At 39.6% G+C, this 25,712-nt stretch carries 25 protein-coding genes; all 25 read right to left on the bottom strand.

Going from position 1 to position 25,712, the window contains the following annotated elements:
* Positions 1–5: 5 nt before the first annotated feature.
* A complete protein-coding gene (recJ, locus tag E7L28_RS00855; protein ID WP_316711385.1) occupies positions 6–1,988 on the bottom strand; it encodes a single-stranded-DNA-specific exonuclease RecJ in 1,983 nt (660 codons plus the stop codon).
* A 194-nt stretch (positions 1,989–2,182) separates the two neighbouring features.
* Positions 2,183–3,601 (bottom strand): [FeFe] hydrogenase H-cluster radical SAM maturase HydG, encoded by a 1,419-nt coding sequence (hydG, locus tag E7L28_RS00850; RefSeq protein WP_077708570.1) that lies wholly within the window; start codon positions 3,599–3,601, stop codon positions 2,183–2,185.
* A gap of 310 nt (positions 3,602–3,911) precedes the next feature.
* Positions 3,912–5,000: an ABC transporter substrate-binding protein gene (locus E7L28_RS00845; protein ID WP_024061977.1), complete on the bottom strand. Its 1,089-nt coding sequence runs from the start codon at positions 4,998–5,000 to the stop codon at positions 3,912–3,914.
* Between the two features lies 1 nt (position 5,001).
* Positions 5,002–5,811, bottom strand: a complete 810-nt coding sequence (locus tag E7L28_RS00840) for an ABC transporter ATP-binding protein (RefSeq protein WP_120055415.1) — start codon at positions 5,809–5,811, stop codon at positions 5,002–5,004.
* 14 nt (positions 5,812–5,825) lie between these two features.
* On the bottom strand, positions 5,826–6,824 hold the full coding sequence (locus E7L28_RS00835; RefSeq protein WP_120055417.1) for a FecCD family ABC transporter permease: 999 nt from the start codon (positions 6,822–6,824) through the stop codon (positions 5,826–5,828).
* A gap of 1 nt (position 6,825) precedes the next feature.
* Positions 6,826–7,848, bottom strand: a complete 1,023-nt coding sequence (locus tag E7L28_RS00830) for a FecCD family ABC transporter permease (RefSeq protein ID WP_120055419.1) — start codon at positions 7,846–7,848, stop codon at positions 6,826–6,828.
* Positions 7,849–8,141: 293 nt separating this feature from the next.
* Entirely contained in the window at positions 8,142–8,906 is a 765-nt protein-coding gene (locus tag E7L28_RS00825; RefSeq protein ID WP_004698663.1) for an ABC transporter permease, read from the bottom strand.
* Complete coding sequence (locus E7L28_RS00820; RefSeq protein ID WP_119563216.1) at positions 8,903–9,559, bottom strand: ABC transporter ATP-binding protein; 657 nt, start codon at positions 9,557–9,559, stop codon at positions 8,903–8,905. Before E7L28_RS00820 ends, E7L28_RS00825 begins: the two co-directional genes overlap by 4 nt.
* A 144-nt stretch (positions 9,560–9,703) precedes the next feature.
* On the bottom strand, positions 9,704–9,988 hold the full coding sequence (gene rpmA / locus E7L28_RS00815; RefSeq protein WP_004696430.1) for a 50S ribosomal protein L27: 285 nt from the start codon (positions 9,986–9,988) through the stop codon (positions 9,704–9,706).
* A 12-nt stretch (positions 9,989–10,000) separates the two neighbouring features.
* Complete coding sequence (locus tag E7L28_RS00810; RefSeq protein ID WP_004698521.1) at positions 10,001–10,315, bottom strand: ribosomal-processing cysteine protease Prp; 315 nt, start codon at positions 10,313–10,315, stop codon at positions 10,001–10,003.
* A gap of 2 nt (positions 10,316–10,317) precedes the next feature.
* Entirely contained in the window at positions 10,318–10,629 is a 312-nt protein-coding gene (gene rplU / locus E7L28_RS00805; RefSeq protein ID WP_105086659.1) for a 50S ribosomal protein L21, read from the bottom strand.
* 200 nt (positions 10,630–10,829) lie between these two features.
* Positions 10,830–11,405, bottom strand: coding sequence for a manganese efflux pump MntP (locus E7L28_RS00800; protein ID WP_105086660.1), 576 nt, complete (start codon positions 11,403–11,405; stop codon positions 10,830–10,832).
* A gap of 28 nt (positions 11,406–11,433) precedes the next feature.
* Positions 11,434–12,861: an Rne/Rng family ribonuclease gene (locus E7L28_RS00795; RefSeq protein WP_105086661.1), complete on the bottom strand. Its 1,428-nt coding sequence runs from the start codon at positions 12,859–12,861 to the stop codon at positions 11,434–11,436.
* Positions 12,862–12,895: 34 nt separating this feature from the next.
* Positions 12,896–13,591 (bottom strand): TIGR03936 family radical SAM-associated protein, encoded by a 696-nt coding sequence (locus E7L28_RS00790; protein WP_120055423.1) that lies wholly within the window; start codon positions 13,589–13,591, stop codon positions 12,896–12,898.
* Positions 13,563–15,446, bottom strand: a complete 1,884-nt coding sequence (locus tag E7L28_RS00785; RefSeq protein ID WP_004698741.1) for a TIGR03960 family B12-binding radical SAM protein — start codon at positions 15,444–15,446, stop codon at positions 13,563–13,565. Before E7L28_RS00785 ends, E7L28_RS00790 begins: the two co-directional genes overlap by 29 nt.
* Positions 15,447–15,501: 55 nt before the next feature.
* Positions 15,502–16,605: a rod shape-determining protein RodA gene (gene rodA, locus E7L28_RS00780; RefSeq protein WP_004698715.1), complete on the bottom strand. Its 1,104-nt coding sequence runs from the start codon at positions 16,603–16,605 to the stop codon at positions 15,502–15,504.
* Between the two features lie 8 nt (positions 16,606–16,613).
* Positions 16,614–17,537: an AAA family ATPase gene (locus tag E7L28_RS00775; RefSeq protein WP_004698588.1), complete on the bottom strand. Its 924-nt coding sequence runs from the start codon at positions 17,535–17,537 to the stop codon at positions 16,614–16,616.
* A gap of 1 nt (position 17,538) precedes the next feature.
* Positions 17,539–19,461 (bottom strand): penicillin-binding protein 2, encoded by a 1,923-nt coding sequence (gene mrdA, locus E7L28_RS00770; protein WP_004698712.1) that lies wholly within the window; start codon positions 19,459–19,461, stop codon positions 17,539–17,541.
* Between the two features lie 19 nt (positions 19,462–19,480).
* Positions 19,481–19,975: a rod shape-determining protein MreD gene (gene mreD, locus E7L28_RS00765; protein ID WP_021148353.1), complete on the bottom strand. Its 495-nt coding sequence runs from the start codon at positions 19,973–19,975 to the stop codon at positions 19,481–19,483.
* Positions 19,972–20,889, bottom strand: a complete 918-nt coding sequence (mreC, locus tag E7L28_RS00760; protein WP_004698531.1) for a rod shape-determining protein MreC — start codon at positions 20,887–20,889, stop codon at positions 19,972–19,974. Before mreC ends, mreD begins: the two co-directional genes overlap by 4 nt.
* A gap of 1 nt (position 20,890) precedes the next feature.
* Entirely contained in the window at positions 20,891–21,928 is a 1,038-nt protein-coding gene (gene mreB, locus E7L28_RS00755; RefSeq protein WP_004698656.1) for a rod shape-determining protein, read from the bottom strand.
* A gap of 279 nt (positions 21,929–22,207) precedes the next feature.
* A complete protein-coding gene (gene radC, locus E7L28_RS00750) occupies positions 22,208–22,906 on the bottom strand; it encodes a RadC family protein (RefSeq protein ID WP_004696456.1) in 699 nt (232 codons plus the stop codon).
* Positions 22,907–23,078: 172 nt separating this feature from the next.
* Positions 23,079–23,645 (bottom strand): Maf family protein, encoded by a 567-nt coding sequence (locus E7L28_RS00745; protein ID WP_021148356.1) that lies wholly within the window; start codon positions 23,643–23,645, stop codon positions 23,079–23,081.
* A gap of 86 nt (positions 23,646–23,731) precedes the next feature.
* Positions 23,732–24,352, bottom strand: coding sequence for a hypothetical protein (locus tag E7L28_RS00740; protein ID WP_008714287.1), 621 nt, complete (start codon positions 24,350–24,352; stop codon positions 23,732–23,734).
* A gap of 152 nt (positions 24,353–24,504) precedes the next feature.
* Entirely contained in the window at positions 24,505–25,710 is a 1,206-nt protein-coding gene (locus tag E7L28_RS00735; protein ID WP_021148357.1) for an acetate/propionate family kinase, read from the bottom strand.
* Positions 25,711–25,712: the final 2 nt, after the last annotated feature.

Genomic DNA, 25,712 nt, shown 5'->3' with positions numbered 1-25,712 from the left:
ACCTCCTATACACTATAAGTAAGGAATGTTACGGATGTGACAAGATCTAATTTTCCTTCAATGGCGTTCCATCTAAGCATTAATTGACCATCATCACTTGTATATTCTTCAACAATGCCCAATTCTTTAAATACATCAATAGATGTTAGAGCACTGCGATTATTCTGATCTGCCGGCTTACGGCGCAATATATCTTGTTCTACATTATAAACCGATTGACTACGACCTCGCATGGACTGTTTTATTATGACATACATTTGTCTAAGCCCTTCTGTAGAAAGCTTAATCGGCTCTTCAGTCAATGGTTCAATAGCTTGAATCATGAGTTGCGGAGAAACCATGCCTTGCCATTCATTCTTTTGCAAAGAAAATGCCACTTTTACCACAGTTCCCACAAAGATAAATTTAAATAAGTCTGGACGATTCCAAGCTATAGCATCTAATGTACCATTCGAAGTTTCAAATATTATCTTACAATGATTTTTTAATTGGCCCATGAGCATAATATCTTGCACGGTAGCTTCCATAATGGCAAAGACTGGCGTGCTATTGGCCATCCCATAAGGCTCAAGGTCTGATACGCGGTCAATGATATCGACATCGATATCATCAACAGGTAGTTCCGCATCAATAGCAACCACAGGAATATATTCCTCATCTGTAATAACTGCTTTGCAATACTTGGTTAACCGTTCTCGTAACTCATCAATACGATTTGCATCGATGCTAAAGCCTGCTGCCGCAGCATGCCCGCCAAACTGTAGCAAGATATCCTCACAAGATTTTAATGCATCATATATGTTAAAGCCATCTATACTACGGCACGAGCCTTTACCAACGCCATCATGAATACTGATGACTAAGGTTGGCTTGTAAAACTCCTCTACTAGACGAGAAGCAACAATACCAATGACTCCTGGATGCCACTCTTCGCCGGCCACAATAGTTACATAATCAGCTTTATGTCCTTGATTAGCTACATCAACACGAGCCAACTCATGAATATTTCGTTCTAACTCTTGTCGTTCACGGTTCGTTTCATTTAGTTCCTCCGCAATTGCCTCTACTATATCCTCGTCATCGGTCACAAGTAATTCAACTGCACGCGTTGCATGCGTTACGCGACCCGCTGCATTAAGACGAGGTGCTAAGGTAAAACCAATATGTCCAGATGTAATAGTTCGTTCATGAAGCCCAGCTACATCAATAAGCTTTTTAATCCCCAAGTTAGGTTCCCTATTCATCTTCTCAAGGCCTGATTTTACAATGATACGGTTCTCACCGACCAAAGGCACTACATCTGCCACAGTGCCAAGTGCAACGATATCTAAATCATCTAAGTACCATTCTCCGTGCTTTGTAAGCCACAAGGCTTGGCATAACTTAAAAGCAACACCTACTCCAGATAAGTTTTTATCCTTATAAGGACAGTCCTTTTGCTTATGATTTATGACGGCCTTCGCTCGTGGAATCACATCTGGAGCCGTATGGTGATCCGTAATAATCATATTGATGCGGTCCCGTACAGCCTCTACAATATCGTAAGAGCTAATGCCGCAGTCTACGGTAATTACCAAATCCGTTCCCCGTTCAATAAGGTGCTTTAAAGCCTCTAAATTGAGACCATACCCTTCGCTTTGACGTTCTGGTATGTAATATGTAACATCAGCACCTAATTTCTTTAAAAATCGATAGAGTACAGAGGTTGCAGTAATACCATCCACATCATAATCACCATAAATGACGATTGGTTTGTGACTTTCAATTGTTTCCAGAACTAGTGAAACAGCCACATCCATATCTTTTAATGTAAATGGATCTAACAAATCTGACAAAGTACCTTGTAAAAACTGACGACCTTCGTCTACATCAATGTGACGATTCACCATTAATTTAGCCACAATAGGGTTTACACCAAGTTCACGGATTAAGATATTCTCTTTCTCTTGATCACCTTTACAAAGGCGCCAACGTTTTTTCTTAATCATCATATCCCTCAGTAGTTTATAATCAATATTATTCTTGAATTCAACGTATTATCATTATCATTTTTATTTATTATACCTTAAAATGCAAATAAAATAAACTATTTTATATATTTTATTCTCATTTAAAGCTTGCTATTTTCTCAACAAGAAAGAGCCTCCTATTATCAATAGGAGGCTCCATATCAGTGAATTCCTTAGAACCGGAAGTCCCGTTCGCCGTCTTTCATCTGTGCAATATAAGCTTTAGCTTTATCTTTAACTAAATCATTTTTGATATTTTCTAACTGTTGTTCAATAACCTTAGAACCATGAGCCTTAGTTTCATCATTGCCGTAATCCATGATATATTCGTTCAATGTCATCAACGCATTTGGTTGACAACAGTTGTGAATTTGACCGGATTTTGCAAGAGCCATGAATCGATCCCCAGTTCTACCTGCACGATAACAAGCAGTACAGAAGCTTGGAACATACCCAAGGTCTAGCAACCAGTTAACGATTTCATCTAATGTACGCGTATCACTACGATCGAATTGTGCCGTATTATCTTCTGGCTTTTCTTCTTCTTTGTAACCACCTACACTAGTACGAGATCCACCACTAATTTGGGAGATACCTAATGCCAAGCCACGTTCACGCATGGATTGACTTTCACGAGTGGACATAATCATACCTGTATACGGTGTGGAGACGCGGATAAGAGCAACAATTTTTTCAAATACATCATCAGGTACAGCATTACTGAAATCATCTACATCGATATCATCCGCTGGACAAATACGAGGTACAGAAATAGTATGTGGACCTACCCCATACACAGCCTCTAAATGTTCTGCGTGCATCAACAAACCAACGAAATCGTATTTATAATGTTCCAAACCATAAAGAACTCCGATGCCTACATCATCAATACCACCTTGCATAGCGCGGTCCATCGCCTCTGTATGGTAGGCGTAGTCGCTCTTAGGGCCTGTAGGATGTAAAGCTTCATAGTTTTCTTTATTATATGTTTCTTGGAATAATGTATACGTGCCAATACCAGCTTCATGTAATTTTTTGTAGTCCTCAACGGAACAAGCTGCAATATTTACGTTTACACGGCGGATTTCACCATTTTTATTTTTGATACTGTAAATCGTCTTGATGGATTCCAAAATATATTCCAGTGGATTATTAAGAGGATCTTCACCAGACTCAATTACAATACGCTTATGGCCCATCGCTTCTAACGCAATAACCTCTTCTCTGATTTGGTCTTGCGTTAATTTTTTACGTTTAATATCGCGGTTTTTGGAGTGGTACGGACAATACACACATCCATTGATACAATAGTTAGACAAGTATAACGGTGCAAATAGAACAATACGATCGCCGTAGATAGCCTTCTTGATTTCCTTTGCTAAAGCAAAAAGCTTTTCCTTATATTCAGGTAACGGACATTCTAAGAGAACTGCTGCTTCTCGGTGGTTTAATCCCTTAAATGTAGCAGCTTTCGCTAAAATAGCATCTAACAACTCCCTATTTTCCTTGTTTTCCTCTGCATAGGCAAGTGTGTCAAGGATTTCCTGATGGGAAATAAATTCCTCCGCCTTTGGAGATTTTACATCATACATAGTACTTACCTCAAATCTTTCTAGTGGCAATGCCACCCCTCTTTAGGTTTATGAAAGTATATGACAACCAGTCTTCTGGTATTTCACTGATACTGTACATAGTATACCACTATTCCTACTAAAAAGCACAGGAATTTGATACATGCAAAAAGGTTGCCACCTCATAAGAGGAAGCAACCTTTATATCATGGGAGTTTCTAATCTATATCGATTATCTATATCGAACATGACTAAAATGTATGTATGTATTTTTACACGAGATAAACCCTTACATAATAGTACTAACTATATATTACAAATGTATTTAGTCCTATTCTCCCCATGTATCATACAGCTCTTTCATAGCACGTTCTTTCGCAATAATACCATGGGCCATCCACAAAGTACTATCCACTTGCAATACATGATCGGCTTTTACAGCAGGCAAATTTTTCCACAACTCATCTTTTTTAAGATTTGCCAATCGTTGGTCTGCTACACCTTGATTATTAGCACTAGAAGCACCGTAACCAGCAGAAACGATTAAATAGCCTGCATCAAGATCGGGTAATCGCTCTAAAGAAATCGCATTGTTCGTAGGGTTAAGTTCTGTTTCTAATACCATATCAGGCGGTTTAATATTAAGTAATTCAGCCATAAAGACATTCAAATCGCTTTTCATATACGGATACAATCGTATTTCTTTATTTAAAATTCTTAGAAAAGCTACGGTTTCCCCTTGCATATGTTCAGCTAAAGCTATCCGTGTTTTCTTAGCCTGTGAATAATATTCTTTCAAACGAGCTTCCCCTTTTTCAGGGACCCCAAGTGCTTTAGCAATAGTTAGTAGTGCAACTTCTTCCTTATTTACGTTGACAGAAATGGTTGGAGCAATTTTAGAAAGTGCATTATATGCCGCTTTGCCATAAGAGTCACGCATAATAATCAAATCCGGTTTTAAAGCCTGAATCTGCTCATAGTTGATAGTCTTTGTTTCATCATTAATACTAAAATTTTGAACATTACGATTACTTAATTCATTATAAAGATAGCTTTTTTCATTAAAATTTGCCCCTATAAAAGATTCATCTAATGCAATCATAGGATCTTCTGTCCGAACAACCACGATACGTTTATGTTCTTTGGGCATAACTGTTGTCCCGAGCTTATGAGTGACAATAATCTTATCTCCTTCAACAGTAACAATTTTATCTGCTGCCTTTTGGATAGCCGTTAATCGCTTCTTAAACTCTTTATCAATGTCTTTCGGATCATTTGACCGTTCAAGGGCTGTTTTTACCTTATCATCAAGATTAGCATAGATAGCTTCATGAGTCATACCATTTTCCTGTGGACCACATCCTGCAATTCCCATGAGCATACAAGCCCCCAAAAGACCAGAAATTAACAAACGCTTCATACTACACCTCACGTGCCGTATGGCCATAATTTTTCATAGAATAAGGAATACAGAACGGACGATCTGTCTTAGGGTCATTCATGATTGTAGAATCTACACCAAATACATCCTTCAACATTTCATTATGGAAGATAGTATGAGGCGTACCTTCGTATTGAATTTTTCCATCCTTCATGGCAACTAAATTATCAGCAAAACGAGCGGCTTCATTAAGTTCGTGAATAACCATAACAATCGTTTTGTTATAAGCTTTATTCAAATGCTCTACTAAATGTAATACATCCATTTGGTGAGATACATCAAGGAAGCTAGTAGGCTCGTCAAGGAATAGAATGTCTGTATTTTGAGCGATAGCCATGGCAATCCATGCGCGTTGCCGTTGCCCCCCAGACATATTTGTAATGCCACGATCTGCAAACTGAAGTAATTCAGTCTCCTTCAAAGCCCACTCTACAATTTCTTTATCCTCTTTTGTAGTACGGGCAAATAAGCTGCCTTGATGCGGTGCACGACCGTACATAACAAGTTCACGAACTGTAATTTCACCAGGTGCCGTTGGATTTTGAGGCAAAATAGCAACCTTTTTTGCTAGTTCTCTACTACCATAAGAACCGATAGATTTACCATCTAGTAAGACATCGCCATCCATTGGTCGAATAATACGACAAATAGTTTTTAGTAAAGTAGATTTACCACAACCATTAGCACCAATTAATGCTGTTACCTTGCCTTCTGGAATCGTAAGATTTAAGTTCTCTATAATTTTTGTATCACCGTAACCAGTAGTTAGGTTTTTAACTTCTAATTTCATTTATATTTCCCCTTTTACGCTTTTGTTTTTGCTAGAATATACAAGAAGTATGGTGCCCCGATTAAAGCTACAATAATCCCTAAGAGGATTTCATCAGGCGCAATAATGGATCGGCCAATCCAGTCAGCAGTGACCACTAAAATAGCTCCAATTAGACCTGTTAATGGCAAGAAATAGGCATGATCGGCACCGACTAAGCGGCGTGCAATATGCGGGGAAATAAGCCCTACAAAACCAATGCTGCCACCGATAGCTACACAGAACCCAGATAAAAGAACTGCAATAATAAGGTATACAAATCTAGAGCGATTTATATGTACACCAAGCCCAATCGCTGTTTCATCAGCTAGGCTCAATAAATTTAGCTCCATATAACGGGCATAGAGAATGAGTGATAATACAATGACAACTGGCGCAAGCACCCATACATGCTCCCATGTATTACCCGAAATAGTGCCGATGGTCCAAGTATTAACTAAATAAAATTTATTAGGGTCCAAACGCGTTACGAGTAAGACTTGCAATGCATGGAGTCCTGCACTCATAGAGATACCTGTTAAGATTAAACGATATGGAGAAATAATATCTCTACCGCGACAAGATAGAAGATAAATTAAAATCGCTGCCACAACAGCCCCAGCTACGGCAACAGTAGGTAATGTCCAAATCCCCCACGCCGTTGTAGAACCTGCAAAATATACTAAAAGAACTACACCTAAACCAGCACCAGCATTTACGCCTAACAAGCTTGGACTAGCCAATTCATTCCGAGATATAGTTTGAAAAATTGCACCAGACATAGCAAGGCCCATACCAATAAATACAGCCAAGATGGTGCGAACTAAACGGAAATCAAAAACTGTGAGTTTTTCTACATCATTACCACCGCCAAAGAGAATGCGAATAAGATCAGATGTAGACATATCACTAAAGCCTGTATGAAGATGTCCATACATGGCACCTAACAACATGAGCGTCATAACGAAAGAGTAGGCAAAAAAGCGTTTTTTCATCTTATTTTCCTCCCTTACGATTTGCTAAATAAATAAAGAATGGAACACCTACAAGAGCAGTAATGGCACCTAATGGTGTTTCGAATGGAGGATTTACGATACGAGCTACAACGTCAGCAATCATAACAAGTACTGCACCAAAGAGTGCAGAGAATGGAATTACAAGACGATAATCGATGCCTACCAGTTTACGTGTTATATGTGGAATAACGAGACCTACAAAGCCGATCGGACCGGCTAGAGCAACAGCAGAACCGCTAAGAATAAGTACAGTCAAACCAGATAATACACGTACACGATTTAAATTACTGCCAAGACCAATAGCTACCTCTTCGCCAAAGCTTAAGAGCGTAACAGATTTAGATACGTACATGGCAATAAGAATACCAATGAGTGTCCAAGGTAATACGAGTAATACTTGTTCCATACGAATACCACTAATACCGCCTGCAGTCCAAAAGCTTAACTCTTGTGCCACTTGGAAGTACACAACAAGCATATGTGTAACAGCCACAAATACTGCACTAATAGCCGTACCTGCAAGTGCAAGATATACAGGAGTAGCTTTACCACCTACGCGTTTAGCAAGAGCTAAAATGAACAGTGTTGCCAATGCGGCCCCACCGAAGGAAAACAAAATACTTCCATTTAAGGTTAAATAAGGAAATAAAATCATCCCAACAGCTAAACCAAAACTGGCACCTGCGTTAATCCCCAAAATAGAAGGACTTGCCATAGGATTGTTGGTAACACCTTGCATCAGTGCACCTGATACGGCAAAGCTGATACCTACAACGATACCTGCTATCATACGTGGCAAGCGCAATGTTTGAACGATCATCTGACCTATACTATTAGGATCATAGTTAGTAAAGGATAAAATAATATCATCTAGGCTGATATAGCGTATCCCAATGAAGAGTGAACCAAGAGATGTGGCAATTAAAATAGCTAAAGCCAGTATACCTAGTAGCGTAGTTTTAGCTGCGCGCCCTCCCCTTGTTTCTACGTCATAATTGCTCATAAGAACTCCTTACAATACGAAATACTATAGAATTTACTGATACATTATATCAACAATGCTCTATCTATTTCAATAATAAATCTCAGTATCATTTATAGCAATAATGCAATGTTAAAAACAAAATAAGTAAATCTTTATAACTATACAGAATTATATCCAACAATTTTTATTCCTATAATCATATATAAACATTATTTCTATAAAAAAAGAGCAGTAACCTTAAGGCTACTACTCTAAGTTATGAGTAAATATTCTGATTTGATGTACAATAAAATATATTTAAAGTACTAAATTTACCTATTTAATTGATTCCTATTATTAAAAAATGCTCTATACGCTAATTGACAAGTAATAAAGCAAGCAATCGATATAGTAGATAAACTCATAAATGTCACGATCATTTGATATTTTACAGCTTCAAGTGGAGGCATTCCCGCTAAGATTAGACCTGTCATCATTCCTGGTAAAGCCACGATTCCTAAAGTCTTAGCGCTATCTACAGTAGGTTGCAATCCAGTCTTTATAACATCTCGCACGATGGCTTTTGACGCTTGCTTAGGCGTACTTCCTAACGCTAGTTTAATTTCCACCTCTTGTTGGCGTAACTCAAAATTTGATAGCATTTGTCGATAACAAAGGCCAATTGCCACCATAGCTCCACTAATAACCATCCCTCCAACAGGAATCACCTGATAAGCAGTAAAGTTAAGCACACCTGTTAGAAGCAAAATCGATAATGTAATGCTTGCACCTACGGTTATGGCAAACCAAGAAATCCACAATGCATATGGTATTCCCTTACCGCGTTTAGAAGAATTATAGGCTGCATTAATAGCCATAAAACCTAATAATCCGATTATGAATATAGGACTTTCAGTACTAAAAATATAAGCTAAAATAAAGCCTATGGCAAATAACTGTATGGTAGCTCGTAAAGCACTTATAAAAATATCTTTCTCTAACTTCAACTCCTGCCGATAGGACATAAACATACTTATAATAACTAATATAGATGCAAGACATAATGACATGGCTGAAATAGCATGAAATTGACTCACCGTAATACCTCCTCTTTAGCTAATGATCCATCTACAATTGTAATGCGGCGATTAGCCTTACGTAAGCTTTGTTCCTCACTATGTGTTATTGCTATGATGGTCATCCCATTATTATGAAGTTCATCGATTACCTGTTCCACGATAGCCGTGTTAACAGCATCTAATGCAGAGGTAACCTCATCTAAAAGCAATACTTTAGGTTCAAAGATAAGGCTTCGAATGAGACAAATCCGTTGCATTTCTCCACCAGATAGTTCATCATTATGGCGCTCAAGATATTCAATAGGCATATGAAGTAAATCGAAAAGATATTTGATACGAATCATATCAGGTTCCATACCTCGAATATCATAAGGGAACAAAATATTACGACGCACCGTTTTTGCAAACAAGTAAGGTCTTTGAAAGCAATAACCTACCTCTTTTCGATAACTTTCTGGATCTATAGTGGTTAAATCACGTCCATTATAAGTAATAATCCCTGAGGTAGGACTAATCAAATCACTGCATAATTTTAAAAGTGTACTTTTACCACTACCAGAAGGGCCTACAACAGTGAGATACTCTCCTTCATGTACAGATAGAGACACATCACGGATAATAGACTTTTCGTTTACAACATAGGATATATTAGATAACTCTAATAGTGCCATAATGCCTCCGATCATATTTCAAGACTCTATGATATATTTAATAATCACTTTAAATTATATTATATTATACCAATACAACTTACACCATAATAAACAATAAAAAATCCCTAGTGGAAACCACTAGGGATTAATAGTCTTGTAAAATTAAGCTTCTACAGGGTATACGCTAACTTTACGGTTATAACGACCAGCACGTTCAAATGCTACTTTACCAGGCACAAGTGCGAATAAAGTGTCATCTTTACCGATACCTACATTAGTACCAGGGTGGAAGTGAGTACCACGTTGACGAACGATGATGTTACCGCTCTTTACGATGGAACCATCATGGCATTTAACACCAAGACGTTTAGATTCACTATCACGACCATTACGAGTACTGGACACACCTTTTTTATGTGCGAACAATTGCAAATCAAAAGTAAACATTAAGTTCACCTCCTATATTTCGTGAATTTGGACAAACTCTGGATATTGACGGCTAATTTCCTCTAAACCGAGAAGCATAGTCCCCAGAATATCCTGTCCACTCTGATTAATCGTACCAGAGAGAACTATATCACATTGACCTTCGCTATTCGTATACTCACCTTCTTGTTGAGCAATTTGGGTGAGGCCTAACATCGCCGTTGCCGATAAGGCAGACACTGCAGCACATACGATATCGAAGCCATGTTCATCATATCCTGCATGACCGGACATATGACAACCAATAACTTGACCATCACTATTCCGCTGGATTCCAATGGAAACCATAATTAAGCTTGGATAGATTCAATACGAACTTTTGTGAACGGTTGACGATGGCCTTGACGACGACGGTAGTTGGATTTAGCTTTGTATTTGAATACTAAAATCTTTTTACCTTTACCATGCTCAAGAACTGTACCTGTAACTTTTGCACCGTTTACAAGAGGAGCGCCAACTTTAACGTCGCCGTCATTCACTACAGTCAAAACTTCTTCGAATGTAACGGAATCGTTAGCAGCTGCTTCCAATTTTTCGATAGTAATTACATCGCCTTCAGCAACGCGATATTGTTTACCACCAGTTTTAATAATTGCGTACATGAGAACACCTCCTTGTTATCGAACTCGCTGAATTCGGTATCCCGACCCGAACTTCGGTCGGGCGTTTAAACCTGCTTCACGCGGATTGCAAAGTTCAGAAAACCGAACTAATACTGATATAGTATATACTATTTACACTATCATGTCAAACCAAAAACTACAGAATTCGCCTAGTTTTTAACACTTATATATACAGAGCTTTAAAATTCTCCGATAATTCCAAGGTGCTGTAAGAGTATCTTTGTACCGATGAGAATTAATACACCTCCACCAACTATATCTGCATATTTTCCAACAAATTGGCCCATAAATTTACCTAAGTACACACCAATTAAAGAAATGCCAAAGGTAATAATACCAATCATGGTAGAAGCTTCCCATACATTAATAGGTAAGAACGCAAAGGTCAACCCTACAGCCATCGCATCGAGACTGGTTGCTACGGAGAGCATCACCATCTCCCAGACACCTAAAAATTGCTTATCATCGTCCTCTTCATCATCATCGCTAAGCCCTTCTCGAATCATAGCGATACCTAAATAGCCAAGAAGACCAAAGATAATCCAGTGATCCCAATCAGATATGACATCGATAAATTGACGTCCTATGAGCCAACCGATGAGGGGCATTAGGAACTGAAACAAGCCAAAGAGAAAGGCCAAAGTGACCTTCCGACTATTCTCACCTACAGGCATTGTCAGCCCCTTACCAATAGATACGCCAAAAGCATCCATGGCAAGACCAATACTAATTAATACAATTTCAAATATAGACACTATACTCACCTATAAACAAACTACTTACTTATTCGGCTATAGCCATCAAGGAATATCCTTCTCGACTAATTTGTGGATTTACTACAATAGAAATCTTGCGACCTATAGACCCACCTAAATCCTCGACAATAGCTTTTGTTAAATACTGAGCCACCTCCGGATGAACTTCGATTTCTAGATTCGTTTTAATACGTCCTGATTTAAATAACTCGCGGATGCGACGCACAATCTGCATATATACAGTACGACCCGACAACATATAGCCCGTACCACCGCATTGAGGGCATGTATCAAACATCAAGGTTTGCAAGCCTTGGCGAGCTCGTTTTCGCGTCATCTCTACGAGGCCAAGCGAACTAATGCCGCATACAACGGTTTTCATTTTATCTAACTTAGCTTGTGCCCCCAACAATTTTAATAACTCTTGTTGATGTTCTTTATCTTTCATATCAATAAAATCGATGACGATAATACCACCGATATCACGCAAGCGCAATTGACGACAGATCTCTTTTGCCGCCTCTTTATTGACTGTAAAAGCTAAATCTTCTAGTTTATTAGATTTACCAGTATAATGAGCAGAATTTACATCAAATACGGTGAGAGCCTCCGTATGATCAATACGGATTGACCCTCCAGAAGGAAGATTAATATCGCGAGAGATAAGATCTTCTAATTGCGGTTCAATATGGTTTGCTTTAAAGATAGGTGTGCTATCGCGATGACGTGTTACTTTAATTTGTTGCGATGTAGGGCCATGACCTAAGAGATCCATCAATCGATCTTCACCCATATCGGAATCGACGATGATTTCTTCTACATTGCGATGAGCATAGTCCCGCACAAGACGGAACCAGAAATCTGCGTCACTATATAAATCTGTACCGCTCTTAGCCACCTTAAAGCGCTTCAACACATGTTGCCATGTACGCCACAAGTAATCCATGTCACGGCCTATTTCATCAGCACTAGCCTTAGCTGCCGCAGTGCGAATAATAAAACCGCAACCTTCTTGTACATAAGGTGCTGCTAATTCTTGCAACTTTGCACGCAAGGCTTCGTCAGTAATCTTTTTAGAAATATGCATGCCTTCAGAATACGGTAAAAGCACCATAAAGCGGCCCGCCAAACTGACATCAGCAGTTACGCGAGCACCTTTACCAAGCATTTCTTCTTTCACTACTTGAACGAGAATTTGTTGCCCCACAGATAAGCGTGGCAAAATTTTCTGTTCCTTCCCTTGTTGTAAGTTCAAGTACGCATTTTGAGAGCCCCCAATATCAACAAAGGCCGCTTGCATACCATTCAATACATTCTTTACTGTGCCTTTGTACATATGATTTGCCATATGAGACTCATCGGTACGCTCCAAGACAAAGTCCACTAGCTGACCTTCTTCGTCTATAACAGCCATCCGAATTTCTTCGCGCATAACATTGACCAAAATTTTATGCATCCTATCCCTCCCTTCTTTGTCATCTAAATTATAATTAGTAATTAATCTCTAAAGGCGTATAACGGCCTTCTTCATTTTCTACCATAATTGCTTTACGGTGAACTTCGTAGCTAGTTGTAATAGGCCAATTATATTGGTCCTTACCTAGATTCCACACTTCGCTAGGTTTAATAGTACCTTGCGGATAAATGCCGATACCCATTGTAAGGGTCACCATACCGTCCTTAACGGAGGCTACGATGGGTTCTTTTACAAACTCTTTTACATCAATGGTACGAGTTTTCTTAGGTGTTACCTTTTCATAAGAAATTTCCGTTGCTTCATTAAAAGGTTTGAGTAACGCATCCCAATCAGCATTTTCATCTGTCACAGGACCTGTTACCTCATAGATAGCAAAATTACAGATGGCCATCATCTTTTTCACCTTTTCAGGCATTTCTTTACCGTCTAGTACTTCAAGTCCTGGAGGTGCTACGCGATTTAAACGGTCCATAATGGACTCTAAACTATCCTCTTCAAGCACATCCATATCGATATATTCAGCCGCTGCCGTTACGCCTAAAGCAAGAGCAGAGGAAAAGCTAATTTTCATATGAGGGTTAAAGCCTTCAGAATATGCCATTTTAATTTCTGCTCGACGTATCATCCGCTCTACAGCTTGAGCATAATCAAGGTGTGACAGGAATCGTAATTCTTCGCCCTTATTTAAGGCCAAACGTAACTTTTTCAACTCTGCCACCCTCCTTATAGTCAATAATAGCTGTATTGAGCTCTGGACATACATTACAGCCCTTACATGGAGCTCGACGACAATCGCCTGTAAGATTAGCTGCTACCGCTTGCTCCCACTCACGCTTTAAGAAAGCTTTACTTACAGTACAATCTAAATGATCCCAAGGCAATGGCTCATCGAAATCTCGTGTACGACGTGCAAAATACGCAGGATCCAATCCGCAGTCAGCGAATGCTTTCAACCAAGCTTCATAGTTAAAGAACTCAGTCCAACCATCAAATTTACAACCAGCTTTCCAAGCCTCTACGAGAACTTTAGATAGTCTACGATCTCCGCGAGCAAAAGCGGCTTCCATGTAGCCAGTATAACCATCATGATAGTGATAAGAAATGTTACGATTATTGATGAGAGACTTCAAGTAACGTTGTTTACGATGAATCTCCTCCACATCTTCTTGACCATACCATTGATATGGAGAATGTGTTTTTGGTACGAAGAAGGATACGCTCACCGTTACAGAACCATTACGTTTGCCTGTAATATCACGGTGCAAGTCAAGCACCTTGTACGCAAGATCTGCAATACCAGCCAAATCTTCGTCTGTTTCTGTAGGAAGCCCCATCATAAAATACAATTTAACCGTGTTCCATCCTGATTTGAAGGCATTAGTACATGCGGCCAACAAATCTTCTTCACTAACGCCCTTATTGATAACGTCACGCATCCGTTGCGTACCTGCTTCAGGCGCAAAGGTAAGACCACTCTTGCGCACTTGCTGTACCTTTTTCGCAATATCGATAGAGAAGCTATCAATACGCAATGACGGTAAGCTAACGCTAACTTGTTTATCTTTAAACTCTTCCATGAGCATATCTACGAGTTCAGGCAATTTAGAATAGTCCGCAGAGCTCAAACTCATCAAGGATATTTCATTGTACCCCGTATTGGCAATTGTATCTTTAGCAATCTGTAACAAACGTTCTGGCGTCTTTTCACGAACCGGACGATAGAGCATACCGGCCTGACAGAAACGACAACCACGCGTACAGCCACGGAATAACTCCAATACAGCACGGTCATGCACTATATCAAGGAACGGTACAACAGGCTTTGTTGGATAGAATACATTCTCTACATCCTCTATAATACGTTTCTCAACGGTTGCAGGTACGTCTTCGAAACGCGGCGTAATCGATTTAAAATCGCCTTGTTCGGTGTATTCTACATCGTATAAAGCCGGGCAATATGTGCCAGGAATTTGGGCTACTTTACGCAAAAAGCCTTCTTTGCCACCTGGGAAGCCTTTGGCTTTTTCTGCTTTAAATAAGTCGATGAATTCATCGCCCCACTCTTCGGATTCACCGAGGGATACGATATCAAAGAAATCAGCAATAGGCTCTACATTATACGCACAAGGGCCACCGCATACAAGCAGTGGAAAATCTAAATCACGCTCCTTAGCATACATAGGAATGCCTGCTAAATCGAGCATATTTAAAATGTTAGTAAAACTCATTTCATATTGAAGCGTAAATGCTAACACATCAAAGTCTTTAATAGGCGTACGTGTTTCTAAGGAAAATAATGGAATATTACGCTTGCGCATTTCCTCTTCCATATCGTGCCACGGTGCAAATACGCGCTCGGCTACCGCATCTTCACGACGGTTTACGAGACCATACAAAATCTTGATGCCCAAATGACTCATGGCCACTTCGTACACATCGGGAAAACCTAAAGCCATAGTTACATCAACAGTACTGTGATCTTTCACGATACTATTGTATTCGCCGCCCGTGTAGCGAGCAGGCTTTTGGACATGTTGTAACCATGACGTATCTAATTGAATCATACATCCTCCGTCTTTAATGAAAGACTTCTTTCACAATCAATCCTATGAAAGGATATTAAAATATATATTTTGTCCGCTGTCTAGCAATATTTAATAAAATGCCAATGCTCAGCATATTAGTTGTTAGCGCACTAACACCATAGCTAAGGAAAGGCAACGGAATCCCCGTTACAGGCATGATACCAATCGTCATTCCTACGTTTACGAGCACTTCAAAGGCAAACATCGTACCAATACCCGTTGCTAATAACATACCAAAATTATCATTGCAGGTATATGCTACTTGAATACTGCGATAAATAAGCATAAACAATAATAGCAATACTACAATGCATCCTACAAAGCCAAATTCTTCGCCGATTACAGAAAAGATAAAGTCCGTATGATTTTCTGGTAAAAAGTTCAACTGACTTTGAGTACCATTAAAGATACCTTTACCAAAAATCATACCCGACCCGATGGCAATCTTAGATTGAATGATATGATAGCCAGAACCGAAGGGATCAATATCTGGATTTAAAAATACTAGAATACGTTGCTTTTGGTATTCTTTCAGTACAAACCAGCCCAAAGGCATCAAGAGTAAAGTCACGCTCGCAATGATTTTTATAAGCTTTGTTTTGATACCAGATATAAAGAGCATCCCTACAAATATAGCAATATATACGAGGGATGTCCCCAAGTCAGGTTGTAAGAATACGAGAAGGATAGGAATCCCTACATATAACACTGGCATCAATAGGGATTTAAAAGTATCTAACTTGCCAATGCGCGGTTCTAACATTTTAGCCATACAGATAATCATCAATAGTTTAGAAAACTCTGAAGGCTGGATAGTAATTGGCCCCAGTTGAATCCAACGCTGTGCACCTAGTGCGGAGGTACCAACTACCATGACTGCAATTAACATAAGCATGGTAATCACATAAATCATATTCCCCCACCCTTTAAGGCGATGGTAATCTAGAAATTGCATGCCTATAACGACAGCTATATTTGCTAAAAAGAATACGAGTTGTTTTACCACTAAACTACCAAAACCGATAGCTTCATGATTCACATGGGTAGCACTACCAATAGCTGTAAGACCAATTCCGACAAGTAATATAGTACATATGATGATAGTCCAATCGCTATCTGTCCATATTTTACGCCACATCATATCACCTATTTCAACTTGCTACGGCGCCACAAGCTTTGTTTCCCTTGCACCAATAAGCGTTGCGTGGTCCAACCGCCACGATTAATGTAATGAACATTGTTAGAATCCTCAAAAATAGACTCACCTACTGTTGCAAGACTTGGTGTACTATCTTGCTCCTTCGATGTTTTTTTCTTAGTTACATAAGCATCGAAGTGCTTTTGTACATCGTAGTCTTCCCAACACTCACCGGTAGTTACATAATCAACAAGAGGTGCTAACATAGCTTTTAGTTCACTAGAAACAAATTCTAACAAACGACCATCTTGTGTATAGGTCAAAATATCCTCATCATAAGGAATTATAGCCCCTACATATTCAGCGCGAAGGACTTCTAACATATCATATAAATGGATATCCTCTCCATCGATAGGTACTGCATTAAAAGCAATAGCATAATCACGAATATTATGTTCTTGACATACTTGAATCATGCGTGCCCCATTACGCAAGGATACCCATAAAGGATGCGTCACCACGATGCAGCGATTTACTAATTCTAAAATAGACTCTATGCCCTTACCAATACCAGCAGGAGCATCAATTAAAATATAGTCATATGTCTCAGAGAGGCGACGGACTAATTTTTTATATTTTTTACGACCTATATCTTCCCAACGAGCGCTTTGGCTAGCTGGTAGGAAATCTAAGTTTTCATCAATTGATACGATGGCATCATCCATATAGTCTTTATCTTCGCTCGCATCTAATGCGTCGTAAATAATTTCATTTGCCACTCCTAACACAAGGTCTAAATCGCGCAATCCAAAATCTCCATCACAGAGCAATACGCGATGCCCTACATTGCTTAAGGCTGAACCCAAGCAAGCGGTAATCGTAGTCTTACCTACGCCCCCCTTACCGGATACAACGCCGATTATCTCGCCCATACTAATCCTTTCTTGGTTGTCCACTAGTTACCGCATTCTGAGGTTTTTGCCCTTTATTAATACTTGTCCCCGTAGCAGTTTCCTTATTGCTCTTACTATTTGTATCATTAGATTTCTTATTCACTGGTACATTGAAGTACGCAGCCAATATATCTCGTACGATAGGCCCTGCAGAGCCCGCACCAAAGCTACCTTGCTCAACAAGTGCAACCACTACAATTTGTGGCTTATCATATGGTGCATAGGCTACAAACCAGCCGTGATCTCTGCCATGTGCATTCTCTGAAGTACCTGTTTTACCAGCTACATCAATAGGGAATCCTTTAAACAACTCCCCTGCTGTACCACCTTCATTAGTAACATCACGCAAGCCTTCACGAACAAGATCCATAATATTTTTTGGTACAGGTAAGATACCGAGCTTGTCTGGGCCAAAGATTTCTTTTGGCGTGCCATCCTTATTATCAATACGGCTCACTACATATGGGCGGTATTTAATGCCACCATTTGCTACTTCACTGAGCATAACAGCCATTTGTAATGGTGTCACCAAAGTAAAAGACTGACCTATGGCCGCATCAAAGGTTTCACCTAAATACCAATCTTCATCATACACTTTGCGTTTATAAGCAGGACTTGCCATATTACCAGAGGCCTCACCAACAAGATTGATGCCTGTCTTTTCGCCAATACCAAAGTAGCCAGCATATTTTACAAGTCCTTCTATGCCAACGCGATTGCCCATTTCATAGAAGTAAACATTATCTGATTTTGCAAGAGCTTTATTAAAGTTAAGCCACCCTAATGCTTCACCTTCTGCATTTCGTTTATCGATAAGCCAATGTTTACCACTATCAAAAATCATTTCTTCAGGGCTAACCTTTTTAAGATCTAAAGCCGCCGTACCTGTAATAATCTTGAACGGAGAACCTGGTGGATATTCACCAGAAATAACCTTATTATCAAATGGATGATTCTTATCGTTATTCAATTGATTCCACTGTGCCGTTGTAATCCCCTTCGCAAACCAATTAGGGTTAAACTCAGGGGCGCTGACCATGGCCAAAATGGCACCCGTATTTGGATCCATTGCTACTACAGCAGCTCCTTGAGCTGGAATGCCTTGGGCACGCAACTGTTCTAATTGGTTCTTAACAGCTTCTTCAGCAGCCTTTTGTAGATTTGCATCTATTGTCAAATGGATATTAGATCCAGGCACTGTATGCTTTCTATCTACCTCCGCAACCGGTCGGCCTGTAGCATCAACCTCTACCTGTTTACCACCATCAGTGCCACGCAAGATGGAATCATATAGTTTTTCAAGACCAGAACGGCCTAAAATAGTACCACCACTAATAAGGGTATTTGGATCTTGCTGTTTTAGCTCTTCTAATTCTTCTTCGCTCACTTCACCCACATACCCAAAGAGCTGAGAAGCCATCGTTTCATATGGATAATAGCGAAGTGGTTCTACATCTATGGTAACACCTGGTAATTCATGACGATGCTCTTCGATGCTTGTAACTACGTCCATAGAAATATCATTAGCAATACGAATTGGCTCATAACCATATTTATGATCATTTACCTTTTTTGTAATATCTTCTGGTTTAATTTTCAGCAAAGTTGCCAACTTAGCAACTTCACCTTCGTCTAGAGCCTTCCCCGTAGGCAAAATGGAGATAGTGTATGCCGGTCTAGAACCTACTAAGATCTGACCATTTCGATCGTACATAATACCACGAGCAGCTGTCATGGATACCATGCGCAAACGGTTGCCTTCTGCCTTAGCTTGGTAATAACCACCAGACAAGATTTGCAACGACATCAGGCGTAATGCCAAGACTATAAATATGCCGGCTACAATGTAAAAGAGTACATCAAAGCGATTCGTTTTTCTTCGTTTATAGAGGCCTTCAAGCACTCTTTCACCCCCTTAATCCTTACCAAATATAACCTTGTTGTTCATCATCTTTACGCCATAACAAACCATGCACAATAGCGCCTAACAAGCCATTCCAGAACATCACGGGTAATACCATATGCCACAAGTATAGTCCAAAGTGCAAATCGCCACCACTAGCTAATATCATAAAGCTACGAATAACGCCATCTAGCAGCGTACAAATAGCTACTATACCACTAGACCAATACCAGCGTTCTTCATAGATACGATGCTTTACGGCAGATAGTAGGTATACCACAATTACGTAAGGGAATAGATGGAGCCCAAAAAAGTTAGATATCAATACATCATGTACGATACCCCCAACAACAGCGGATATCAGCCCCATACGACGACCTTTAAATAAAGTAATCATAACAATTATCGTCAAAATTAAGTTTGGTAACCAATTTGTATGGAAAATAGTAGGCAATAATTGCACTTGTATAAAATATATTAAAAATCCAGAGAGAGCTAAAGCTAGACGCATCATTGTTTAACGGCCCCCTTTGCACCCTCTACTTGATCTCGTTGTGTTTGAGGCACAAGTTTAGGCTCAAGTTCTGGTTTTTGTGGTGCGCTTAGAGAAGACGAGGTAAGCACAAAAACTTCTTCTAAACGATGAAAATCTACACTCGGTGTGACTACCGCATTTTTAACAAATCCTTCCGAATCATTTTCGATAGATTGCACGTTGCCAACAGGTAAACCTTTCGGATAAATTCCGCCATATCCAGAGGTAATCAACTTATCACCTACCAATACATCACCATCGCGAGCAATATTTACCATAGATGGTGTACGAGGTGTATTGCCATTACCTTTTACAACGCCAGACAAACGAGATTCAGGTCGTTGTACAAGGATACCTATTGCGCTACGCGGATCAAGAATGGTTTGAACGCGAGCAGAATGCGGATATACATCTGTAATAAAACCAACGACACCACTAGGTACAACAACAGCCATATTAACTGCCATACCTTCTTCACTCCCTTTATCAATGGTGAAAGTATTTGTCCAAGTACCGTAATCCTTTGTAATGATACCTGCTAAGGTCATGGAGAATTCTGGATGGCTACTCTTATAGTTTAAAAGCTGACGAAGGCGAATATTCTCTGCCACTACTTCATCGTAGTTAACTACCTTTTGTTCCAATGTAGCTTTACGAGATGCTTCCTCTTCGCGTTCGATAGTAGAGAAAATAGCATTATTAAGTACTGTAAAGCTAGTTTGGACGCCCTCTAATAAACGAGCTGACCCATAAGAGAAAGGCGTTGTAATTCCTTCAAGGGTAACCGTAACAAAGGGAATACTAGTCCGTTGCTTCCACGCAAAGCCGAGCAATGCCATTAGGATACAACCAATGACAACGATGATAATTAACTTTTTATCTGACTGTATCATGCTAGTCTCGGCCCTTTCTATTCTTAGAATTTACAATAAAACGCGATAAGCTCACCAAATCAGATGAGGCCCCATTAAGGCCTACCACAACTTTTGTTTCAGGTGCTTCAGGAACGTGAACAGGTACACCTACTTCAGTACCAATCCGATCCGCTAATCCAGATAGTCTTGCTGTACCGCCAGTAAGCCATATGCCATGTTGCATAATATCAGCCACGATTTCTGGTGCCGTAGCACGAATCATTTGCTTAACCTCATCCAAGAGTCCTATCAAACATTCATTTACAACTTGGTACACTTCAGATTGATGAATCACACAACGTCTACCTAAGCCGTTCATCATATCGCGCCCCTGAAAGGCATACTCTGCATCCTCTAAAGGAGCGATAGCTGTACCTAATGTATGCTTAATATCTAATATGGTCTCATCAGATACGATAACGCCAAAACACTCACGCACATAGCGCAATAAGGCATTATTAATATCAGAACCACCAAAACGAATTGTTTTGCTATCTACGATACCACCTAAAGAAACAATCCCCATATCAATAGTGCCACCACCGATATCAATAACCATAGATCCTTGCGCTTCAAAGATAGGCACACCACAACCAATAGCAGCCGCCACAGGTCGTTCAATGAGGAATACCTCTCGAGCACCAGCTTGAATAACAGCATCCATCATAGCTCGTTGCTCAACATCGGTCATGCCACAAGGAACCCCTACGACAACGCGGGCTCGACGCAACGCATTAGACACCTTATTAAGAAAGTAGCTAAGCATAGTATGCATAACACGATAGTCAACGATAAATCCATCCTTTAAAGGCGTTAACGGACGCCACATATCGGGCATGCGCAATACGAGGCGCGCCGCTTCATCACCAACGGCTACTACTTTTTCTTGTTTTGTATCAGTTGCTATAATCGATGGTTCGCTTATAACAGTCCCTCGCGTCCCCCCCATGAGGCGCGTTTGTATGGAACCAATATCTATACTTACATCTTTTCCTAGAGTAGGTAAAATGGAACTCATAGTAATTTCTCCTTCATTACATCATCATTCCATTTTACCATATATAACGCGACTTTTTCCATTGATATCAGTACCTTTCCTTTTGTTAAAAGCACAGATAACGCATAATCCCTGTACTCATAAGTCATACATAAAAATTACATAACTTCATACATATAATCTCATACACAATAAGGAAAAGCACTCATTTATAGGAACTTACCCATGCGTCAAAATTAGGTATAGTTCAAAATGAGTGCTTTTAATAATCTTACTTGGCTTTGTTCAGTTTATTTAGGCTCAGCTCAATTTACCAATTTCGCTGAGGCTCGTAAATTCATTATCCCCTATAACAATATGATCAAGTACAGGAATCCCCATAAATTGACCAGCACTAACAAACATTTTCGTTAGCCGTATATCTTCATCACTTGGTCTACTATCACCTGACGGGTGGTTATGGATTAGAATAATAGCCGCCGCATTGCATGCTATAGCTTTTTTAAATACTGCTCTTTGCTCTACAAGGCTTGATACCAATCCACCATTAGAGATATGCTCCAACTGAATAAGCTTATTTCGAGATGTTAGCATGGCAGCCCACACATGTTCCACATCTTCGTGCCGCAGTCGTTCCATCACATATTGAGCTATTACAAAAGGTTGCGAAAAATCTTCATAAGTCTCTTTAATCTTAAGCTCCCCTAGACGCCTACCCATTTCAAGTGCTGCGCATAGCGTCACTGCTTTATCTCTACCAATACCCTTGATTTTGGTTAGATTATCTACGGTCATTCGGTTAAGACCATATACGCCATCATCAAAGGATTGTACGATATCACTTGCCAAAGAAATCGCAGATTGCCCCTTTACCCCTGTACGCAATAAAATAGCCAACAACTCCTCCATTGCCATATGTGAAGGGCCTAAGGCGAGAAATTTTTCTCGCGGGCGCTGGAATGGTAGCATATCTTTTACACTTACTGTTGGTACTTCCATAGAATCTCTCCATTCAAATAGATAACACCATTTGTAAATCAAACAATAAACACATCTACTCTCTTAAAAATTATTCAGCACAGCACAGCACAGCACAGCACAGCACAGCACAGCACAGCACAGCACAGCACAGCACAGCCAATTATATCACTATCTGTCTAATACGCTAGTACTATTTTGCCCCTAACGCCTTGCACAGTTCCTCGTATACATGTTCAACTGGTAACCCTACCACATTAGTATAAGAGCCCTCTATTTTATCTACCCATAATGCACCTTTTCCTTGGATGCCATAAGCTCCAGCCTTATCCATCGGTTCCCCACTAGCAATATAAGACTCAATTTCAAAGGGTGCTAATTGTTTAAAATATACTTTTGTTTCATTGTGAAAAACTATCTCCTCCCCTTTGATGAGTAACGCGACTCCAGTGATTACAGAATGTGCTCTACCCGATAAATGCTCCAACATATGGCGTGCATCGGATTCATCATGTGGCTTTCCTAATACTTTATTATCAAGGACAACAATAGTATCTGCGCCTAACACAATACTTCTATCAGGAACACCTACAGCACAACGAGCCTTACCTAATGCTTGGGCTTTCACCATTTCAATAGGGTTGTCGTAACCCTCATTAGATTCCTCATAAGTACTGGATACAACAGTATGATCAATCCCAACCTGTGTTAATAATTCAGTTCTACGTGGTGATTGACTCGCCAAATATAATCCAGCCATATACGCTCCTTCGTATTAAAAAACTTGTACATAAAATTCTTGGTATAACCAAACTATCCTGCCTATCCCCCAGAACTTACCATCCTTTACATAGTTGTTCCTTTATCTTCTTCTGAAGAAATTAATCTTTCATAATATTCTTGTACATCTTCTCCATGTTTTACCGCATCAGCTCGCACCGCTGCATAAAATACGATATCCGCTTGAGGCACACGAATACGGCCAGGCACATGCTCTTCTAATATTTCAAAGAATCTATCGTCGGCTTTCAACAGCAAACGACCATTTTTAACTTTATTTCCATCTACAATAGAATACACAAGAGACCAAATCGGGCGCGGGTCAGAGGTAGAACATTTTCTATATTTATAGCGGTATTTAATATTTGTCAACAACTCACGTTCAAACTTGAACACCCCATCAATCATGTTATAATCTACTTCAAAATGGCGATTTCTAAAGATAGAGTGCTCTTCAATCACAAGCTTTGTATCTGTCAAAATATATGTATATCGACTAACAGCCTGTTTAACCATAACAATGATGGCCATAATTTCAATAAAATACTCAGCTAATAAAACCGTATGTAATTGAATACTGCGATACGTTGTATAAGCTGCTGCACACAACAATAAAATCACAAAAAATACTACCAATAACTCTGCACTTCTGGTGCGCTGAGATTTTTCTTTATATAATACTGTCATGCTTTACCCCTTTTAAAGAAATCACTAATTAATAACTATACATCCTATTATAAGATATTCTATGCATAAAAACTACAAAAACCCCGTCCATATCCGAGATATAGACGGGGTTTTATGACTCTATTAGTCACTCAGTTCAGATGCGAACTATATTATTTTTTCAACGCTGCAGTAATACGTTGAGTATCACGAGCAATCATGATTTCTTCGTTTGTAGGAATTACGAAGATTTTAACCTTAGAGCCTTCAACACTGATTTCTTGTTCTTTACCACGAACATTATTGCGTTCAGAATCAATACGAGTACCTAAGTATTCCAAACCGTTACAGATTGCATCACGGTTACCAATACCGTTTTCACCAATACCAGCAGTAAAGATGATAGCATCTACACCGCCCATAACAGCAGCAAAGGCACCGATTACACGACGAACTTTGTAATGGAACATGTTCAATGCCAATTGTGCGCGTTTATTGCCATTAGCAGCAGCTTCTTCAATCACACGGAAGTCATTGGATACACCAGAAATCCCTAATACACCGGATTCTTTATTCATAACTCTATCAATTTCTTCATAGGTCATACCTGTTTTTTCCATCAAGAATGGAACGATAGCAGGGTCAATATCACCTGTACGCGTACCCATGATCAAACCGGACAATGGAGTAAAGCCCATTGTAGTATCGATGGAGCGACCACCTTTAATAGCAGCCACAGAGGAACCATTACCCAAGTGGCATGTGATGATACGAAGATCAGTCATATGTTTACCCATTAATTCTGCACAACGTTGCGCTACATATTTATGGGATGTACCATGGAAGCCGTAACGACGAATACCATAATCTTCATAATAAGAGTAAGGAAGCGCATACATATATGCTTCTTTTGGCATAGTTTGATGGAATGCAGTATCAAATACAGCAACTTGAGGTACATTTGGCATAATAGCTTCACAAGCTTCAATACCTTGAATGTTTGGTGGGTTATGCAATGGTGCAAGAGAAGCACATTCTTCCAATGCTTCCATAACTGCTGGAGTAATCAATACGGAATCAGCAAATTTTTCACCGCCGTGTACTACACGGTGACCTACAGCATCGATTTCATCCATAGAGGAAATAACACCAAATTCAGCATCAACTAAAATATCTAGCAAAATGCGAAGCGCTTCTTTATGGTTCAAAATTGGTTCAACGCGTTCTAATTTATCTGCATTAGGACGTTTGTGAGTGAAGATAGCATCTTGATCACCAATCTTTTCAAAAAGACCTTTTGCCAATTCTGTTTCAGTTGTCATATCAAGTAATTGATACTTCAAGGAAGAACTACCGCAGTTAACTACTAATACGTTCATCG

Origin of the sequence: Veillonella parvula (assembly GCF_032575955.1) — a bacterium.
Lineage (GTDB): Bacteria > Bacillota > Negativicutes > Veillonellales > Veillonellaceae > Veillonella > Veillonella parvula_J.
This window is presented reverse-complemented; position numbering and strand designations above follow the sequence as displayed.

Excerpts from the sequence above, each read along its gene's own strand:
- E7L28_RS00830 (WP_120055419.1), bottom strand. The coding sequence starts at position 7,848 with ATGAGCAATTATGACGTAGAAACAAGGGGAGGGCGCGCAGCTAAAACT.
- E7L28_RS00820 (WP_119563216.1), bottom strand. The coding sequence starts at position 9,559 with ATGGCACTATTAGAGTTATCTAATATATCCTATGTTGTAAACGAAAAG.
- mreB (WP_004698656.1), bottom strand. The coding sequence starts at position 21,928 with ATGAGTTCCATTTTACCTACTCTAGGAAAAGATGTAAGTATAGATATT.
- mreC (WP_004698531.1), bottom strand. The coding sequence starts at position 20,889 with ATGATACAGTCAGATAAAAAGTTAATTATCATCGTTGTCATTGGTTGT.
- E7L28_RS00735 (WP_021148357.1), bottom strand. The coding sequence starts at position 25,710 with ATGAACGTATTAGTAGTTAACTGCGGTAGTTCTTCCTTGAAGTATCAA.
- rodA (WP_004698715.1), bottom strand. The coding sequence starts at position 16,605 with ATGTGGCGTAAAATATGGACAGATAGCGATTGGACTATCATCATATGT.
- E7L28_RS00775 (WP_004698588.1), bottom strand. The coding sequence starts at position 17,537 with ATGGGCGAGATAATCGGCGTTGTATCCGGTAAGGGGGGCGTAGGTAAG.
- E7L28_RS00745 (WP_021148356.1), bottom strand. The coding sequence starts at position 23,645 with ATGGCTGGATTATATTTGGCGAGTCAATCACCACGTAGAACTGAATTA.
- E7L28_RS00795 (WP_105086661.1), bottom strand. The coding sequence starts at position 12,861 with ATGCATAAAATTTTGGTCAATGTTATGCGCGAAGAAATTCGGATGGCT.
- rplU (WP_105086659.1), bottom strand. The coding sequence starts at position 10,629 with ATGTACGCAATTATTAAAACTGGTGGTAAACAATATCGCGTTGCTGAA.
- recJ (WP_316711385.1), bottom strand. The coding sequence starts at position 1,988 with ATGATTAAGAAAAAACGTTGGCGCCTTTGTAAAGGTGATCAAGAGAAA.
- E7L28_RS00810 (WP_004698521.1), bottom strand. The coding sequence starts at position 10,315 with ATGGTTTCCATTGGAATCCAGCGGAATAGTGATGGTCAAGTTATTGGT.
- E7L28_RS00740 (WP_008714287.1), bottom strand. The coding sequence starts at position 24,352 with ATGACAGTATTATATAAAGAAAAATCTCAGCGCACCAGAAGTGCAGAG.
- E7L28_RS00840 (WP_120055415.1), bottom strand. The coding sequence starts at position 5,811 with ATGAAATTAGAAGTTAAAAACCTAACTACTGGTTACGGTGATACAAAA.
- rpmA (WP_004696430.1), bottom strand. The coding sequence starts at position 9,988 with ATGTTTACTTTTGATTTGCAATTGTTCGCACATAAAAAAGGTGTGTCC.
- E7L28_RS00845 (WP_024061977.1), bottom strand. The coding sequence starts at position 5,000 with ATGAAGCGTTTGTTAATTTCTGGTCTTTTGGGGGCTTGTATGCTCATG.
- E7L28_RS00785 (WP_004698741.1), bottom strand. The coding sequence starts at position 15,446 with ATGATTCAATTAGATACGTCATGGTTACAACATGTCCAAAAGCCTGCT.
- mreD (WP_021148353.1), bottom strand. The coding sequence starts at position 19,975 with ATGATGCGTCTAGCTTTAGCTCTCTCTGGATTTTTAATATATTTTATA.
- E7L28_RS00835 (WP_120055417.1), bottom strand. The coding sequence starts at position 6,824 with ATGAAAAAACGCTTTTTTGCCTACTCTTTCGTTATGACGCTCATGTTG.
- radC (WP_004696456.1), bottom strand. The coding sequence starts at position 22,906 with ATGGAAGTACCAACAGTAAGTGTAAAAGATATGCTACCATTCCAGCGC.
- hydG (WP_077708570.1), bottom strand. The coding sequence starts at position 3,601 with ATGTATGATGTAAAATCTCCAAAGGCGGAGGAATTTATTTCCCATCAG.